Here is a 16,813-nt window from a genome sequence, read left to right as displayed (position 1 = left end):
TACGCCAAGGAGTTTTGCCATGAACGCTCCCCACGAACGACCCGCCGGCCGCTGCCCCGTGATGCACGGGGCCGTCACCCGCAACGAGCCAACGCTCAACCCCACCGCCTGGTGGCCCAACGCCCTCAACCTGGACATCCTGCACCAGCACGACAGCAAAACCAATCCGCTGCCCGGCTTCAACTACCGCGAGGAGGTGCGCAAACTGGATGTGGCTGCGCTCAAGCGTGACCTGGCGGCGCTGATGACCGACAGCCAGCCCTGGTGGCCAGCCGACTGGGGCCACTACGGCGGCCTGTTCATCCGTATGGCGTGGCACGCGGCGGGCTCATATCGGGTGGCTGACGGGCGCGGTGGCGCCAACGCCGGCAACCAGCGCTTCGCCCCGCTCAATTCCTGGCCCGACAACGCCAATCTGGACAAGGCGCGTCGGCTGCTGTGGCCCATCAAGAAGAAGTACGGCAACCGCATCAGCTGGGCCGATCTGATGATTCTGGCCGGCAACGTGGCCTACGAGACCATGGGCCTGAAGACCTATGGCTTTTCGTTCGGGCGTGAGGACATCTGGCACCCCGAAAAGGATGTGTACTGGGGCTCCGAGCGCGAATGGCTGGCCCCCAGTGGCGCGCGTTATGCGCAACTGGACGACGCCAAGACGCTGGAAAACCCCCTTGCCGCCGTGCAAATGGGGCTGATCTACGTCAACCCCGAAGGCGTCAATGGCCAGCCCGACCCGCTGCGCACCGCCCAGCACGTGCGCGAAACCTTCGCCCGCATGGGCATGAACGACGAGGAGACGGTGGCGCTGACCGCCGGTGGCCACACCGTGGGTAAGGCACACGGCAACGGCAGTGCGGCCAACCTGGGTCCCGCGCCCGAAGGCGCCCCTATCGAGGAGCAGGGCCTGGGGTGGATGAACCACACCACGCGCGGCATCGGGCGCGACACTGTCACCAGCGGCATCGAAGGCGCGTGGACCACGTACCCCACGCGCTGGGACAACGGCTACTTCAAGCTGCTGCTGGGCTACGAGTGGGAGCTGAAGAAAAGCCCGGCCGGTGCCTGGCAGTGGGAGCCGATCGGCCTCAAGCCCGAGGACATGCCGGTGGACGTGGAGGACCCGACGCGGCGCGACCATCGCATCATCATGACCGATGCGGACATGGCGATGAAGATGGACCCCATCTACCGCCGCATCAGCGAGCGCTTTGCTGCCGACCACGAATATTTTTCCGAAGTGTTTGCGCGCGCCTGGTTCAAACTCACGCACCGCGATCTGGGGCCGCGCACGCGCTACATTGGACCTGAGGCGCCCACCGAAGACCTCATCTGGCAGGACCCGATTCCGGCCGGGCGCAGCGACTACGATGTGGCCGCGGTACGCTCGCAGATCGAGGCGGCGCAGTTGTCGATTGCCGATCGTGTGTGCGTGGCGTGGGACAGCGCGCGCACGTTCCGCGGCTCGGACTTCCGGGGTGGCGCCAACGGCGCGCGCATCCGGCTGGCCCCGCAGAAAGACTGGCCGGGCAACGAGCCCGAGCGGCTGGCGCGCGTGCTGCCGGTGTACGAGCGCATTGCGGCACAAACGGGTGCTAGCGTGGCGGACGTGATCGTGCTGGCCGGTAGCATGGCGGTGGAGGAAGCCGCGCGCGCGGGTGGCGTGGACATCACCGTGCCCTTTGCGCCCGGCCGCGGCGACGCCACCCAGGAGCAGACGGATGTCGCCTCGTTTGCCGTGCTGGAGCCGCTGGCCGATGGTTTTCGTAACTGGCTCCAGCAGCGCTACGCCGCCGAGCCGGAGGAGCTGCTGCTGGACCGCGCGCAGCTCCTGGGCCTGACCGCCGTGGAGATGACCGTGCTGGTGGGCGGCATGCGCGTGCTGGGGACCAATCATGGCGGCACGCTGCACGGCGTGTTTACCGACCGCGTGGGTGTGCTCAGCAACGACTTTTTCGTTCACCTGACCGATATGGCCTACCGCTGGGTGCCTACGGGATACAACCGCTACGACGTGGTGGAGCGTGCCAGCGGCCGCGTGCGCTGGACCGCTACGCGCGTGGACCTGGTGTTCGGCTCCAACTCGATTTTGCGCGCCTATGCCGAGGTCTATGCGCAAGACGACAACCGCGAGAAGTTCGTGCGCGACTTTGTGGCGGCGTGGGTGAAAGTGATGAATGCGGATCGCTACGACCTGCGCGCCTGACCCAACCGCGGGCCTGTCTGCGGGCAGCGCCGGCGCGGGCCGAAGCAGGGCCAGGCACCGGCCAGGTCACCGAAGTCATGGCGGTCTTGTCGGACCCTGATACCCCCATCTGGTGGAGAGTATCGGGTTGCCCGGCACGGCCACGGGCGCCATCTGTCTATCCCCCATTTGGGGGATAGACAGCTATGGGGTTCTGGTGCTAGGTTGCCAAATTTATCTCGTTGGCATGATCCTCCGCACCTATCCTCCGTGAATTCGGTTCCCCTTTCGGACAGCGTTGGGCCCAGCTTGCCTGCGCCGGCGCACGAACTGCTCAGCCTGGCGGCTGACTGGGCGTGGGCGGCTGACACGCAGCTGCGCATCACACAGGTGGTTAGTCTGCGCGATGAAACGACACCGATGTGGGTGGATCGTCTGATCGGGCTGCGGCCGTGGGACAGTCCGTTGTTCGTCGCTGACCGGCGGCGGGCACGGCAGCAGATGCGGCGGCTGTGGCGGCATGTCCCTTTCCGTGACCTCGAACTGCAATGGGCGCTGGACGATGGGCAGCGCTGGACGGCAATCAGCGGTGTGCCGCGCTGCAACCCTGCCGGGCAGTTTGCGGGCTACGTCGGGGTCGCGGTGGACATTACGGCCCGCAAGCGTCTTGAGCTGTCGCTGCGGGACGCGCGCGCCGAGCTCGACGCCACGCTGCGTGCGCTGCCGGACCTGATGTTCGAGATCGATGCCGACGGGGTCTTTCACGCGGCACACGCACCGCGGCCTGAGCTGTTGTTGCGCCCACCCCGTGCGGTGATTGGTCGTCGGCAGAACGAGTTGCTGCCGCCCGAGGTGCTGTCGGTGGCCCAGGCGGCGTTGCGCGAGGCACTCGAGCACGGCCACACTCATGGGCATCGCTACCGTCTGCAGCTGCCTGATGGCCAGTTGCGCTGGTTCGAGCTGTCGCTGGCGCGCAAAACGGTGCCGTCCGGCGACAAACCGCGCTGCGTGGCCATCGTGCGCGACATCACCGAACTTAAGCAGCGTGAGGCGCAGCTCAGCGCATGGGCGTTTTACGATCCGCTCACCGGGCTGCCCAACCGCCGCCTGTTGTTGGACCGTATCGAGCAAGCGCTGCTGCGTCAGCAGCGCCAGCCCGCTTGGTCGGTGCTGTTGTTCGTCGATCTGGACGACTTCAAGCGCGTCAACGATACCTACGGTCACGCGGCGGGCGATGCGGTGTTGGTGCGTGTGGCGCAGGCCCTGCGCGCCGTAGTCCGCGAAAGCGACCCGGTGGGGCGCCTTGCGGGCGACGAGTTCGTTGCGCTGTTGGAGGACGCGGGCACCAGCGAGCGCGAGGCGCGTGGCGTGGCGCAGCGGGCCAGCCGCGACATGCTGCGCCGGCTAAAGTCATCGCACGGGCTGGATGGAGAGGGTGGAGAGGGGGCGGGGGCCATCAGCGCCAGTATCGGCGCGCTGTTGTTTCGCGGCTACTGCCCCTTGGCCGATTTGCTGGGGCATGCCGATGCGCTGATGTACCGCGCCAAAAAGCTGGGCAAGGGCGCTTTCGTGATCGAGCGCTGGTCACTGCGGTCTCCCCCCCCCCCTTCGGAAGGGCGCATCACGCGGCCGTGAATGGGCACGCTAGAATGCGGGCGCTCCGGGGTGTCCACCTGCGGTGGGCTGAGACGGCCAGTCGGCCGAACCCGCGAACTTGATCCGGTTCATACCGGCGGAAGGAGAGCGTGAGCGTCCCCCCCCCTGCGGCAGCTGGCGCGCGGCGTTGGCGGGCAGGGCGGGCGCGGCCCCGCCACGGCGGCGGCACCCTTCGGAGCATCCCCCCACCTCGCACCGAAGGAGACTGTCCCCATGAACGCCCCCGCCGAACGCTTCCAGGCGACCACCGCGCAGGTCGACGCCGCCGCCGTTCAGCCGTTCCCCAACTCGCGCAAGATTTACGTGACCGGTTCGCGCCCCGACATCCGCGTGCCGATGCGCGAAATCCGCCAGAGCGACACGCCAGCGGCCTTGGGCGCCGAGCCTAACCCGCCCATCTTCGTGTATGACACCTCGGGGCCTTACACCGACCCTGAGGCGCGCATCGACATCCGGCAGGGTCTGCCAGCACTGCGCCAGCGCTGGATCGAGGAGCGCGGCGACACCGAAGTGTTGTCTGACTTCAGTAGCGCCTACGGCCGCATTCGGGCGGCCGACGCAACGCTGGCGGCGCTGCGCTTTCCGGGTCTGAAGCGCCAGCCGCGCCGCGCCAAGCCGGGGGCCAATGTCACCCAGATGCACTACGCGCGCCGCGGTATCGTCACGCCCGAGATGGAGTTCATCGCCATCCGCGAAAACCTGCGCCGGCGCGAGTATCTGGAGTCGCTGCGCGCCGCCGGCCCCACCGGCCAAAAGATGGCGGCCATGCTGGCGCGCCAGCACCCGGGGCAGCCGTTTGGTGCTCGCATTCCTGAGGAGATTACGCCCGAATTTGTGCGCGACGAAGTGGCGCGCGGTCGCGCCATCATCCCGGCCAACATCAACCACCCTGAAAGCGAGCCGATGATCATCGGCCGCCACTTCCTGGTCAAAGTCAACGCCAACATCGGCAACAGCGCCGTGACCTCTTCGATTCAAGAGGAGGTGGACAAGCTCACCTGGGCCATCCGCTGGGGAGCGGATACCGTCATGGATTTGTCCACCGGACGCCACATCCATGAGACGCGTGAGTGGATCATCCGCAACAGCCCGGCGCCGATTGGCACCGTGCCCATCTACCAGGCGCTGGAAAAAGTCGGCGGCAAGGCCGAGGAGCTGACGTGGGAGATCTTCCGCGACACGCTCATCGAGCAGGCTGAGCAGGGTGTCGATTACTTCACCATCCACGCCGGGGTGCGGCTGGCCTACGTGCCGCTGACCGCCAACCGGCTCACCGGCATCGTCAGCCGCGGCGGCTCCATCATCGCCAAGTGGTGTTTGGCCCACCACCAGGAAAACTTTCTCTATACCCACTTCGAAGACATCTGCGAAATCATGAAGGCCTACGACGTGGCCTTCAGCCTGGGGGATGGGCTGCGCCCGGGCTCCATCTACGACGCCAACGATGAGGCGCAGCTGGCCGAGCTCAGGACGCTGGGCGAGCTGACGCAAATCGCCTGGAAGCACGATGTGCAGGTGATGATCGAAGGCCCCGGACACGTGCCCATGCAGCTCATCCAGGACAACATGGACAAAGAGCTGCAGTGGTGCCACGAGGCGCCGTTCTACACCCTGGGGCCGCTGACGACCGACATCGCGCCCGGCTACGACCACATCACCAGCGCCATCGGCGCGGCGCAGATCGGCTGGTACGGCACCGCCATGCTGTGCTATGTCACGCCCAAGGAGCATCTGGGGCTGCCGAACAAGCACGATGTCAAGGAAGGTATCGTTACCTATAAGTTGGCGGCGCACGCGGCCGACTTGGCCAAGGGGCATCCGGGCGCACAGATTCGCGACAATGCGCTTTCGAAGGCGCGGTTCGAATTCCGTTGGGAGGATCAGTTCAACCTGAGCCTGGACCCGGACAAGGCACGCGAATTTCACGACGAGACGCTACCCAAAGCGTCGGCCAAGGTGGCGCATTTCTGCTCGATGTGCGGGCCCCACTTTTGCAGCATGAAGATTACGCAAGACGTGCGCGAGTACGCAGCGCGGCAGGGCCTGGGCGAGGCCGAGGCGCTGCAGCACGGCTTGGCGCAGCAGGCCGAGGCGTTTCGCCGTGGTGGCGGCAACCTTTATGTGCCGTTGACGCGCGCCTGAGCGGCGCAGCGCACTGCCTACGGCAGCAGCGCAGCCGCTGCGGCGGCGCACGTGGCTGCTGCAAGTCAAAGGCCAGACCCCGCTGCGCTGGGTCGATACTGGCCGCCAGCAGCGCGTCGCGCGGTGCACTGCGCAGCCCTTTGCCGACGCGGTCGGCAAAGCGCAGCGCCAACGGGGCCGACCACACCGTCATCAGCGCTAACAGGGGCCGCGCCACGCCGGCCAGCCCTTAGCCCGCCACGATTCAGGGCTCGTTGCGCCGCATGCGGTCGGACAGCGTGCCCGAGATTCGCCACCTCGAGCCGCGCCCGCCCGGCGCTGCCGCACCGATGCGGCGCCGGTTGCGCTGAGCCCGCGCGCGCCCGTGGCCGCGCCAAGGGCGACGTGGCGACGGCTCACTTGCCCCAGCTGTCCTTGAGGCTGGCGATGCGGTTGAACACCGGCCGCTGTGGCTGGTGATCGACGCGGTCGGCCACGAAGTAGCCGTGACGCTCGAACTGCACGCGCGTCTCGGCGGCCAGCCCCTGCAGGGATGGTTCGACATAGCCGTTGACCACGCGCAGGCTGTCGGGGTTGAGCACGGTGCGGAAGTCGCGCCCGGCGGCGTCGGGCTGGGGGTCGGTGAACAGGCGGTCGTACAGGCGGATCTCGGCCGGCAGCGCCTCGTGCGCGCCGACCCAGGTGATGACGCCCTTGACCTTGACCGCATCCGCACCGGGCGTGCCGCTCTTGGTGTCGGGCACCACGCGCGCCAGCACCGCCGTCACCTGTCCCGCGGCGTCTTTTTCGCAGCCGGTGCATTCGATGACGTAGCCGTATTTCAGGCGTACCCGGTTGCCGGGAAACAGCCGGAAGTAGCCCTTGATGGGCTGCTCCATGAAGTCGTCACGCTCGATCCACACGCGCGGGCCGAGGGTGAAGCGGCGCTGGCCCCAATCCGGGTGGTGTGGATGCACCGGGGCGCTGCACGGCTCGCGGTGGCTGTCACTGCCAAACACTTCGGCCCAGTTGGTCAGGATCAGCGGCAGCGGGTCGAGCACGGCCATGGCACGCGCCGCCTGGCCTTCGAGGTCGTCGCGCAGTGCGATTTCCAGGTTGCTGTAGTCGATCCAGCCCGGGGCTTTGCTGACGCCGGTGCGCTCACAAAACAGCCGGATCGCCTCGGGGGTGTAACCGCGCCGACGCAAGCCCACCAAAGTGGGCAAGCGCGGGTCGTCCCAGCCACTGACGATGCCTTCGTCCACCAGCGCCTTGAGTTTGCGCTTGCTGGTGATGACGTAGGTGAGGTTCAGGCGCGCAAACTCGTACTGGTGGGGCAAGCCAAACGGCTCGGGATCGTAGGCGGTGAGGGCCTGCGCCAGCAGCGGCGTGAACTGGTGCAGCTCGCCCAGCAGCAGCTCGAAAAAATCAGGCAGGTCGCGCAGCACGGCGTCGCGGTCGTGCTCCCAGCGCGCAAACAGCGCGGCCATGCGGCGCTCGGCGTCGGTGTTGATCCCCAGCTTGGCCGCGGCGTTGTGGCAGCGCAGCGCAAATTCTTTGCCCGCCTCCAGCCCCTGGGTACGCAGGGCTTCGATGCGCTGGCGCGCGCGCGCAAACTGCGGCGCGCGCAGGATGGGCACGATGCGCTCCAGCAACCAGTCGTAGAACGGACGCTGGTCCTCGAACTCCAGCGTGCAGATGCTGTGCGTGATGTTTTCCAGCGCGTCCTCGATGGGGTGCGCGAAGGTGTACATGGGGTAAATGCACCACGTGTTGCCGGTGTTGTGGTGCGCAGCGTGCTTGATCCGGTAGATTGTCGGGTCGCGCAGGTTGATGTTGGGCGAGGCCATGTCGATCTTGGCGCGCAGCACCATGGCGCCTTCGGGATGCTGGCCAGCCCGCATCTCACGAAACCGCGCTAGGCTTTGCGCGGCTGGGCGGTTGCGGTAGGGGCTATCGACGCCAGGCTCGGTGAGCGTGCCGCGGTTGGCGCGCATCTGCTCGGGCGTCTGCTCGTCCACGTAGGCGTGGCCCGTCTCGATCAGATACTCGGCCGCGCGGTACATGAAGTCGAAGTAGTCGCTGGCGTAGTACAAGTGACTGGTGCCGTGGGCTTCCCAGCTCCAGCCCAGCCAGCGCACGGCATCCAAAATGGCATCGACGTACTCCTGCTCCTCCTTTTCGGGGTTGGTGTCGTCGAAGCGCATGTGGCACACGCCACCGTATTCCTGCGCCAAGCCGAAGTTGATCCAGATACTTTTGGCGTGGCCGATGTGCAGGTAGCCGTTGGGCTCGGGAGGAAAGCGGGTGCGGATGCGCGCCGGATCGGGTACGCCGCGCGCGTGGTGCGTGCCGTCACCAGGCGAGCCGCCCCAGCGGCGGCCCTCCAGCCGCCCACTGGCCAGGTCGCGTTCGATGATGTGTCGCAAGAAGTGCTGGGTAGAGGGGGCGCCTGTCGCGCCGCTGGCCGAATCGCTCATGCGGCGATTTTAGGGGCGCGCGACGTTACAACTGGCAACATACGTCACAGTCGCGCAACCCCCGGCGCCCCGGCTTTGCGCTCCAATGAAGACGTGCAGCGCACGATCGAGGAGCGAAGCGATGACACGATGGACGCTATGGACGAGTCGCCCGGGTGCTCAAAGCGCGGCCACACGCACGAGGCGGTTGCGCCGGACTGCGGCCGCCGCTGTGGCAGCCGCCGTTTTGGGGTTTGCCGGTACCGCGCACGCAACCGACGTGTATTGGTCCGTGGGGATACACCAGCCGGGGGTATCGGTGCGGGTGGGCAACACGCCGCCGGTGGTGGTGGCCCCGCTGCCGACCGTGGTGGTGCCCCCGCCGGTGATGGTGTCGCCGCCGGCGCGTGTCGTCATGGCACCTCCGGTGGTGATGGCACCGCCTGCCGTGGGCGTTGCCCCGGTCTATGGCTATGCGGTACCGCCGGGGCTCCTCAAGCCGAAGCATCGGCACCACCACCGCGGGTGGCAGGAACACCGGGTACAGTGGGAGGGCGGTTGGTACCCCCACGACGGTGGCCGCAGCTGGCGCTGATGCGCTAGGGCGCGTCTGGCGGCTGGGTGGGGCTCAGGCTGCTCGTTGTACCCGAGTGTGGGCGGCTTCGTGTGTGAGCATGGCCGGCCCCTGTGGGGTGAGCGTTCATAGTCGTCTGTGACCCGCGGACGCGTCCGTGGTGCCCGGTGGCGAAGCGGGGGGTGATGGTGCCCGCTACACTTGATGCTTTTGCGCTCGCTGCCCTTCTTTATGGACTTCACCCTGCTGCTCAAGGCGGCCCTGATGGGGCTGGTCGAGGGTCTGACCGAATTTTTGCCCATTTCCTCCACCGGGCACCTGGTTTTGGCTGCGGCGTTGCTGGATTTACCCGATGAGCGCACCAAGGTGTTCGAGGTGGTGATCCAGACCGGCGCCATCCTGGCCATCGTGGGGCTGTACTGGCAGCGGCTGCTGGCGACGCTGCGCGGCTTGCCGCGTGAGCGCACGGCCCAGCGTTTTACGGCCCACGTGCTGTTGGGCTTTTTCCCGGCGGCACTGGCGGGGTTTCTGTTCATTGGCCCCATCAAGGCGTGGCTGTTTAACGCGTGGGTGGTGGCTGCAGGGTTCATCGCCGGGGGGCTGGCGATGCTGGCGGTAGAGCGCTGGTATGCGCGGGCGGGACGGTCGGCGCTGGACGACGTGGACGCGCTGCGCTGGCCCCACGCGCTGGGCGTGGGGCTGATCCAGTGCCTGGCGCTGGTGCCGGGCGTCAGCCGCTCCGGGGCCACCATCATCGGCGGCATGGCGCTGGGCCTGTCGCGTCGGGTGGCTACCGAGTTCAGTTTCTTCTTGGCGATTCCGATGCTGTTGGGCGCCGCAGCCTACGACCTGTACAAGCACCGCGCGCTGCTGTCGGCGGCAGATGTGCCGTTTTTCGCGGTTGGGCTGGTAGTGTCGTTCCTGGCCGCTTGGGTCAGCGTCAAATGGCTGCTGCGCTACGTCGCCACGCACACCTTCGTGCCGTTTGCGTGGTACCGCATCGCCTTTGGCGGCGTGGTGCTGCTCACGGGTGGGATGGGCTGGGTGCACTGGACGCCATGAAGTGACGCAGTGCGCGGTCGATGGCGTCGGCGGTGGCCTCGGGATGTTCCATCGGAAAGAGGTGTGTGCCGTCCAGGAATTGCAGGCGCGGCGACGGCGTGCGTCCGCACAGCTTGTGTGTCATGTGCAAGCCCACGCGACGCATTTCTTCAGACTGGGTGCCGCCGATGAAGGCCACCGGGCAGCGCAGCGGGTGACGGCGCAGCAGTCGGTCGAGGTTGTGCGGCAGCGTGTTGTAGATGGCGGTCTCCACGTCGCGGTCGAAAGTGAGCACACGCTGCACGCCGCTGGGGGTGATTTCGTCGTGGGTACCGTGGGCGATGTAGTCGACCAGCACCCGTGGGTCCCAGCGCGCAAACGCGCGCTTGTGGCGAAAGTGTGCCAGCGCCTCGTCGGCGCTGGCCCAGCGGTTGCGGCGCTTGCGGCTGACTTGGCCCGGTGACAGCGCCCCGATGAGGCGCGTGTGCTTAGCGGCGGCCAGCGCACGCGCTTTCCAGCCGCCCAGCACCGGCGAGTCGAGCATGACCACGCCTTGTACCGCCTGGTTGGCCAGTGCGGGGTGTTGGGCGGCACACATCAGGCTCAGGAAGCCGCCCAGCGAGTGCCCGACCAGGAACAGGGGGGTGTCGTGTGGCTGTACGTGTGCGCTGACGAAGTCAGCGAGCTGGCGCACCAGATGCGGCCAGTTGCTGGTGACGGGATAGCGCGGGTCGTGGCCAAAGCGCTCCAGCGCCTTGACGGTGTAGCCGCGTTGGCGCAGCGCGTCAAACAGCACGCCATAGGTGCCCGCGGGGAAGCTGTTGGCGTGCGAGAAGACGATGCAGGGGCGGGATGTGGTCATGGCGTCTACAGCAGGCGGTCGCTGGGCGCGGTGATCTTACGCAGCGCGGCGTGCTGCGGGCTGACGGCGGTGAGCGCGCCGCCCGCGTGCCACTGGGGCGTATCGAGCTGGTCGAACGCTTCGCGCAGCTTGCGGCCCCAGGCACTGCGCAGGGTCTGGAAGTAGCGGTTGTGCTCGTCGATGCAGACGATGCGGTCGCTGCTGAGGCGGTTGGCTTCATACACCACCAGATCGAGGGGCAGCCCCACCGACAGATTGGATTTCAGGGTCGAATCCATCGAGATCAGCAGGCATTTGGTAGCGTCGTCCAGCGGCGTGTCGGGGGTGATGACGCGGTCGAGCACCGGCTTGCCGTATTTGCTTTCGCCGATCTGGAAGAACGGCGTCTCGGCGGTGGCCTCGATGAAGTTGCCCGGGGAGTAGACCTGGAACAGGCGCATCGGCTCGCCGCGGATCTGACCGCCGAAGATGAGGCTGGCGTTGAAGTCGATGCCGCTGCGGCGCAGGGCCTCACCGTCGCGCTCGTAGACGCGGCGCACCGTGGCCCCCAGCACCCGCGCGGCGTCGAACATGCTGCGCGCGTTCCAGATCGTGATCGGTTCGGACAGCGCGGGGTCGTGCAGCTGCTCGGTCTGTAGCAGTTCGCGGATCGACTGCGAGATGCTGAGATTGCCAGCCGACAGCAGCACCATGAAGCGCTCGCCCGGCTGTTCGTAGACGATGGTTTTGCGGAAGGTGCTGATTTGGTCCAACCCCGCATTGGTGCGAGAGTCGGACAGAAACACCATGCCTGCCTTGAGTTTGACGGCGACGCAGTAGGTCATGTCGGACGGTGGGACAGAGGTGAACGGTCGTTCGCTGATCACGCCGGATTATCGGTCAGGGCAGCCAGCAGGGCCTCGCGCAGCCCACCGGCACGCTCGGCACGCTGCTGGCACGCTTGCAGCAGCGCCGGCAGCCCGGCGGGGACCACCAGGGTCAAGCGCTGGCGCGCACGCGTGATGCCGGTGTAGAGCAGCTCACGCGTCAGGATGGGACTGTCGGCGTGGGCCGGCAGCGCCAGCCAGACGTGATCGAACTCCGAGCCCTGCGCTTTGTGCACGGTCATGGCGAAGGCGGTCTGCAGCGCGTCGAGCTGGGCCGGCAGCGCCCAGCGCACACCACCCGGCAGTTCGGGCGCGGGAAAGGCTATGCGCCAGCGCAGGCGGCCACCGTCGCCGCTGGCCGTCCACGGCAGCACCAGGCCCAGGTCGCCGTTCATCAGTCCCTGCGCCGGTGCGTTGCGGGTGACCAGCACCGGACGCCCGGCAAACCAGGCGTCGGGGCCGCCCAGGTGTGCGTCCAGGACGCTGGCGCGCTGCAGGGCGCGTACCACGCGCTGGTTGAGCCCCTGCACGCCCCATGGGCCGTCGCGCAGTGCGCACAGGATCTGAAACGACGCGTGGCGCTGCAGCAGGTTGCGTGCCCAGGCGTCGCGCGTGGCGGCGTCGCCGTCAAAGGCCCCCGTGCCGTGCGGGCCCGCCTGCACCGCCTGCAGCAGCGCGCGCCACGCGTGTACCACCTCGTCCCACGGGATCGCGCTGTCGGGGGCGCTGTCGAGGCTGTCAGTCTGGCTGGCCGACCCCAGCGCCAGCCGCACGTCGGGCAACGTGCTGCGCGCTAGCTCGGCGACGGCGGCGGCGTCGCCCTCGTTGACGGCAGTCGCCCAGCGGCCGATGCCGCTGCCCCCACCGAAACGGCGGCTGTGGCGCAGCATGACGACGGCGGCGTCAAGAGCGGTGCCGTCGCGGTCGCACAGCGCGGCGGACAGCGTGTGGCCGGTGGCGCGGGCCAGCCAGTTGGCCACGGCGGGTGGGTAGTGGCCGTCGCGCGCGCGCTCGCACAGCTGCGCCAGCACGGCCCCAGCTTCCACCGAAGCCAGCTGGTCCCGGTCTCCGAGCAGGATGAGCCGGGTGTCGGCAGGCAGCGCCTGCAGCACCGCGTGCAGCAGTTCCAGATCCAGCATCGAGGCCTCGTCGATGACCAGCACATCCAGCCACAGCGGGTGGTCGGCGTCGTGTCGCGTGCGCGTGCCATCGCCGTGGCGGCCGATGAGGCGATGCACGGTGGTGGCTTCGGTGGGTAGGCTGGCGCGTAGCGCAGCCGCCAGCGCGGGGGGCAGTGGCAGCGCAGACCAGGGCAGGTGCTGCAGTGCGCCAGACACCGACTGCGCCAGCCGCGCCGCGGCTTTGCCGGTGGGCGCCGCCAGCCCGATGCGCCACGGGCGATGTCCGGCTGCCAGCCGCAGCCCCTGCAGCACCGTCAGTAGCCGCACCACGGTGGTGGTTTTGCCGGTACCCGGGCCGCCGGTGATGACCGCCAGACGCTGGCGCACCGCCAGCGCCACGGCCAGCGCCTGCCAGTCGGGGCCGGGCGGGGCGTGCGGGTCCGTGGCAAACAGCGCTTCGATCCACGGCCGCAGTGTTTCTGGGGTTGGGGCGATGGGCGGCTCGGCCCCGGTGGGGCGCAGACGCTCGGCCAGCGCGCGCGCTACCGCCTGCTCGCTGTGCCAGTGGCGCCACAGATATAGGCGCCGGCCGGCCCGCACCAACGGGGTTGGGGTAGAGCCATCACCGATGAGGTCACCATGGTCGAGTTGGCCGTGGTCGTCGCCGAGCTGCTGCAGCAGCCAGCGCCGACACGGGCCGCCGCTAAGCGCCGACGGCTCCAGCGGCAGGCAGACATGGCCGTCGGCGACGTGGCGGCTCAGGCACGCGGCCGCCACCACCACCCGGGCGGGCACGCGCTCTGACTGGGCAGCCAGCCAGCGCGCGAAGGCGACGTCGGCGGGTCGCAGTTCGCCGCTGTCCAGCCCGCGTTGCAGCCAGGTGTCGTGCAGCGCGGTGGGTTCAGAGGCGGGCGGCGCGTCCGTGTGATGGGGTGTATGGGGCGGGGTGCCTGCCAGTACCAGGGGCGGGGTCGTGCGGGTCATGCACACGCCTCCCCAGGGGTAAGCCGGGTGTCGAGCTGCTCGATCAACGCCAGCGGGGCGGGCAGTGTCCAGGCGCCGGCACTGGGGTGTGCTACGCCGCGCCAGAACACCACCAGCGCCCCACCCAGATGGTGGCTGGGACGGTAGCCAGGCAGCCGTTGGCGCAGCAGGCGGTGCAGCGCCAGCAGGTACAGCACGGCCTGCAGGTCGTAGCGGTGCGCGGCCACGGCAGCGGCCAGCGCGGGCGGCGCATAGGCGCAGTTGTCATTGCCCAGGCGGTTGGACTTGTGGTCGAGCACGTAGTAGCGCCCGTCGTGTTCCACCACCAGATCGATGAAGCCCTTGAGCAGTCCGTGTAGTGTGACGTCGCGCACCGGCGGGCGCGGGTGGTGCAGCGGCACGGCGTCGCACACCCAGGCGTCGATGTCACGCGCTGACGCGCTGGGCAGCCCCAGCCAGAACTCCAGCTCGGGCTGCACGCGCGCCACGGCCGCCAGCGGCGCCGACGCGGCGCCCGGCCACGGCAGCGGGGTGCGCACGATGGCTGCGGCCCACGCCGCCAGGTCGGCGGCGCTGCGGACATCGCGCGCCCAGGGCTCGGCACTGTCGCGCAGCACGGTGGCGGCCATGTCGTACAGCGGCAGGGCATCGGGCGCGTGCCAGCCGCGGCGGGCGCATTGTTCCAACATCGTATGCAACACGCTGCCGGCAGCTGCGCCCGCTGGCCAGCGGTGCCAAGCAGCGGGCGCAGCGGCGGCCCCATAGAGGGAGTTGGACGAATGCGCGGCAGGGTCTGCGGCCAGGATTTCAGTTGCCATCGAACCGCAATGCTGAGACACGGGTGCAGGCATGCCCGCGCCAGGCAGCTCGGCTGCGGGTGTTTCACCGGCCAGCCTATCTGCCGCGGAGTGAGCTGCGATGTGCCATTCCGCCAGCCAAGTGTCCTGGACTCCCTCCCCGGTGGCGTCCGCGGGGTCGGGATGGTGGGCTGGTGCGGACGGGTGATCCGCCGCGACGCTATCCAACAGCGCGCTGTAGCTGGCCGTCCACCAGCGCGGCTGCGTGCGCGGCGGCGCACGTCGTGCTGGGCCCGGCACGGCGGTGTTTGCCGCCGCTGCAGCGGTCCAGCGCAGCGGCGGGGCATCTGCGGCGGGTGTCTCGACGACGATGTCCGCTGGCCGCTGTTGGGCTAGGCGCTGCAGCGCAGCGTGCAGGGCGCCGTCGTCGGCGCCATTGGGCAGGCCCAGCAGATGCCCCAGGGCGCTGCGTCCCAGGCGGTCGGTCACCGCCACACCCAACCAAAGGGCGTGGCGCGCGCGCGTGACGGCGACATAAAAGCGCCGCACGTCCTCGGCCAGCCGCTCCTCGTCGGCGCGCGCCAGCGCCGACAGCCAGCGCTCGCCTGTCTCGTCGGCCAGGGTGGCGTGCACCCGACCCTCGTCGTCGTGCCACGCTGCCACCAACGGCTTGCGCTGGCCGCTGCCGAGGGGGCGGGCGGCCATGGCAAACGGATAGAACACCACCGGATATTCGAGTCCTTTGGACTTGTGCACGGTCACCAGGCGCACGCATTCGCGTTCGCTGTCCAGGCGCAGCAGTGGACTGGTGATCTCGTCGGCCGCGACAGACGTGCCGGCGTCGGCGGCGGCGCGCGCGGCACGCAGGTGGCGCAGCAGCGCCTGCGGGCCGCTCAGCTGCGAGCTGGCCTGTTGCAGCAATTCGGCCAGGTGCAGCAGATTGGTCAGGCGGCGTTCGCCGTCGGGCATGGCCGCGTGCGGGGACAGCAGCCGGTGCGCGACGTCGAAGTCGTGCAGCAGGGCACGCACCGCCGGTAGCACGCCGCGCTCGTGCAGCCAGCGGTGATAGCGCTCGAAGCGCTCCAGCGTTGCCTCCCACCGGGCCTCGTCTTCAAACCAGGTGTGCAGCTCTGCCGGGCTCAGACCCATGGTGGGAGCAGACAGTGCCGCCCGTACAGCAGCCGGGTCGCGCGGGTGGACGCAGGCGTGCAACCATCGTTGCAAAGTCTCGGCTTCATCGCTGGCGTACACCGATTCGCGCTCGGACAAAAAAACACTGGCTACACCCCGCGCCTGCAGCGCTGCCTGTAGCGCGTCCGCTTCGTGGCGGGTGTTGACCAGTATCGCGATGTCGCCGGGACGCAGTGGCCGCCAGCGCTCAGCCGCCGGTTCAAAAAAACCGCGTTCGCCCGCGTCGGCCTGCAGCAGCCAGTGTGCCACCGCCTGCGCGCACACCTCGGCCATGGCCGTGCCCAAGCGCTCCTGGCTCCAACCCCTGGCGTCGGCGGGGCGCACGTGTGCCAGCGTGAGCGCGGGCAGCGCGGTGGTGCCGTCGCGGCGCTGCCAACGGTCGCTGCGCCCCTGCGCGCGCGCGGGCTCAAAGGGTACCGGGTTGTCGGTGGCGTGGCCGAAGCGGAAGGCGCCGGGCGGCCCGCGGTCTTCGGCCTGCTGGAACAGGGCATTGACGGCCTTCACCAGCGCGGTGCTAGAGCGCCAGTTCGTATCGAGCCGCCACAGGCGGCCAGCGCAGGCGCGGCGCGCCTGCAGATAGCTGTGGATGTCGGCGTGCCGGAAGGCGTAGATGGCCTGTTTGGGGTCACCGATCAGGATCAGAGCATGCGAGTCGGCGCGGCTGTCCAGACCGTAGATACGGTCGAGGATGCGCAGCTGCACAGGGTCGGTGTCCTGGAATTCATCCACCAGCGCGGCGGGCAGGCGCGCACGCAGCTGCTGTGCCAGCGCGTCGCCGCCGGGAGCATCGAGGGCGTCGGCCAGCCGCTGTAGCAGGCCATCGAAGTCGGTGGCGTCGCGTTCGGCCAGCAGGGTGTCGATGCGCTGCTGCACCCACACCGCGGCGTGGCGCAGCAGCGCGGCTTCGATGCGCGGCAGGTTGGCGGTGACTTGCAGCACAGCGGGCACGGTATCCCACA

The 16,813-nt window shown here is 68.7% G+C and carries 10 protein-coding genes and 1 riboswitch; of the genes, 5 read left to right on the top strand and 5 right to left on the bottom strand.

The genetic code is table 11. The features are described 5' to 3' along the window. Positions 1-19 precede the first annotated feature (19 nt). The 3 genes from katG to thiC all read left to right on the top strand — a co-directional run bounded on the left by katG (position 20) and on the right by thiC (position 5,980). Positions 20-2,203: a catalase/peroxidase HPI gene (katG, locus tag V7Z54_RS01795; RefSeq protein ID WP_334133917.1), complete on the top strand. Its 2,184-nt coding sequence runs from the start codon at positions 20-22 to the stop codon at positions 2,201-2,203. Between the two features lie 249 nt (positions 2,204-2,452). Then, complete coding sequence (locus V7Z54_RS01790) at positions 2,453-3,817, top strand: diguanylate cyclase domain-containing protein (protein WP_334133916.1); 1,365 nt, start codon at positions 2,453-2,455, stop codon at positions 3,815-3,817. Between the two features lie 16 nt (positions 3,818-3,833). Beyond that, positions 3,834-3,940, top strand: a riboswitch (TPP riboswitch). A 111-nt stretch (positions 3,941-4,051) separates the two neighbouring features. Then, on the top strand, positions 4,052-5,980 hold the full coding sequence (thiC, locus tag V7Z54_RS01785; RefSeq protein WP_334133914.1) for a phosphomethylpyrimidine synthase ThiC: 1,929 nt from the start codon (positions 4,052-4,054) through the stop codon (positions 5,978-5,980). 395 nt (positions 5,981-6,375) lie between these two features. On the opposite strand, the gene V7Z54_RS01780 is transcribed toward thiC, so the two are convergent. Then, positions 6,376-8,439 carry a glutamine--tRNA ligase gene (locus V7Z54_RS01780; protein WP_334133913.1) on the bottom strand — a complete coding sequence of 688 codons (2,064 nt, stop codon included), beginning with the start codon at positions 8,437-8,439 and terminating at the stop codon, positions 6,376-6,378. A 271-nt stretch (positions 8,440-8,710) separates the two neighbouring features. Between V7Z54_RS01780 and V7Z54_RS01775 the strand changes: the two genes are divergently transcribed. Together V7Z54_RS01775 and V7Z54_RS01770 are read left to right on the top strand one after the other, a co-directional pair. After that, positions 8,711-9,013, top strand: a complete 303-nt coding sequence (locus V7Z54_RS01775; RefSeq protein ID WP_334133912.1) for a hypothetical protein — start codon at positions 8,711-8,713, stop codon at positions 9,011-9,013. 210 nt (positions 9,014-9,223) lie between these two features. Beyond that, positions 9,224-10,054, top strand: a complete 831-nt coding sequence (locus V7Z54_RS01770) for an undecaprenyl-diphosphate phosphatase (RefSeq protein WP_334133947.1) — start codon at positions 9,224-9,226, stop codon at positions 10,052-10,054. Here the strand turns inward: V7Z54_RS01770 and V7Z54_RS01765 are convergent. From V7Z54_RS01765 to V7Z54_RS01750, 4 genes are all read right to left on the bottom strand, one after another. Further along, positions 10,017-10,895, bottom strand: a complete 879-nt coding sequence (locus V7Z54_RS01765) for an alpha/beta hydrolase (protein WP_334133910.1) — start codon at positions 10,893-10,895, stop codon at positions 10,017-10,019. The two genes, V7Z54_RS01770 and V7Z54_RS01765, sit on opposite strands and share 38 nt — an antisense overlap. 5 nt (positions 10,896-10,900) lie before the next feature. Continuing rightward, positions 10,901-11,719, bottom strand: coding sequence for a proteasome-type protease (locus tag V7Z54_RS01760; protein ID WP_334133909.1), 819 nt, complete (start codon positions 11,717-11,719; stop codon positions 10,901-10,903). A 38-nt stretch (positions 11,720-11,757) separates the two neighbouring features. Further along, positions 11,758-13,866: an exodeoxyribonuclease V subunit alpha gene (recD, locus tag V7Z54_RS01755; protein ID WP_334133907.1), complete on the bottom strand. Its 2,109-nt coding sequence runs from the start codon at positions 13,864-13,866 to the stop codon at positions 11,758-11,760. Further along, the coding region (locus V7Z54_RS01750) for a UvrD-helicase domain-containing protein (RefSeq protein ID WP_334133905.1) at positions 13,863-16,813 on the bottom strand (2,951 nt) is incomplete at its 5' end. The genes V7Z54_RS01750 and recD, both read right to left, overlap by 4 nt.

Source organism: Tepidimonas sp. (genome assembly GCF_036824975.1).
Taxonomy (GTDB): Bacteria; Pseudomonadota; Gammaproteobacteria; order Burkholderiales; family Burkholderiaceae_C; genus Tepidimonas.
This window is presented reverse-complemented; position numbering and strand designations above follow the sequence as displayed.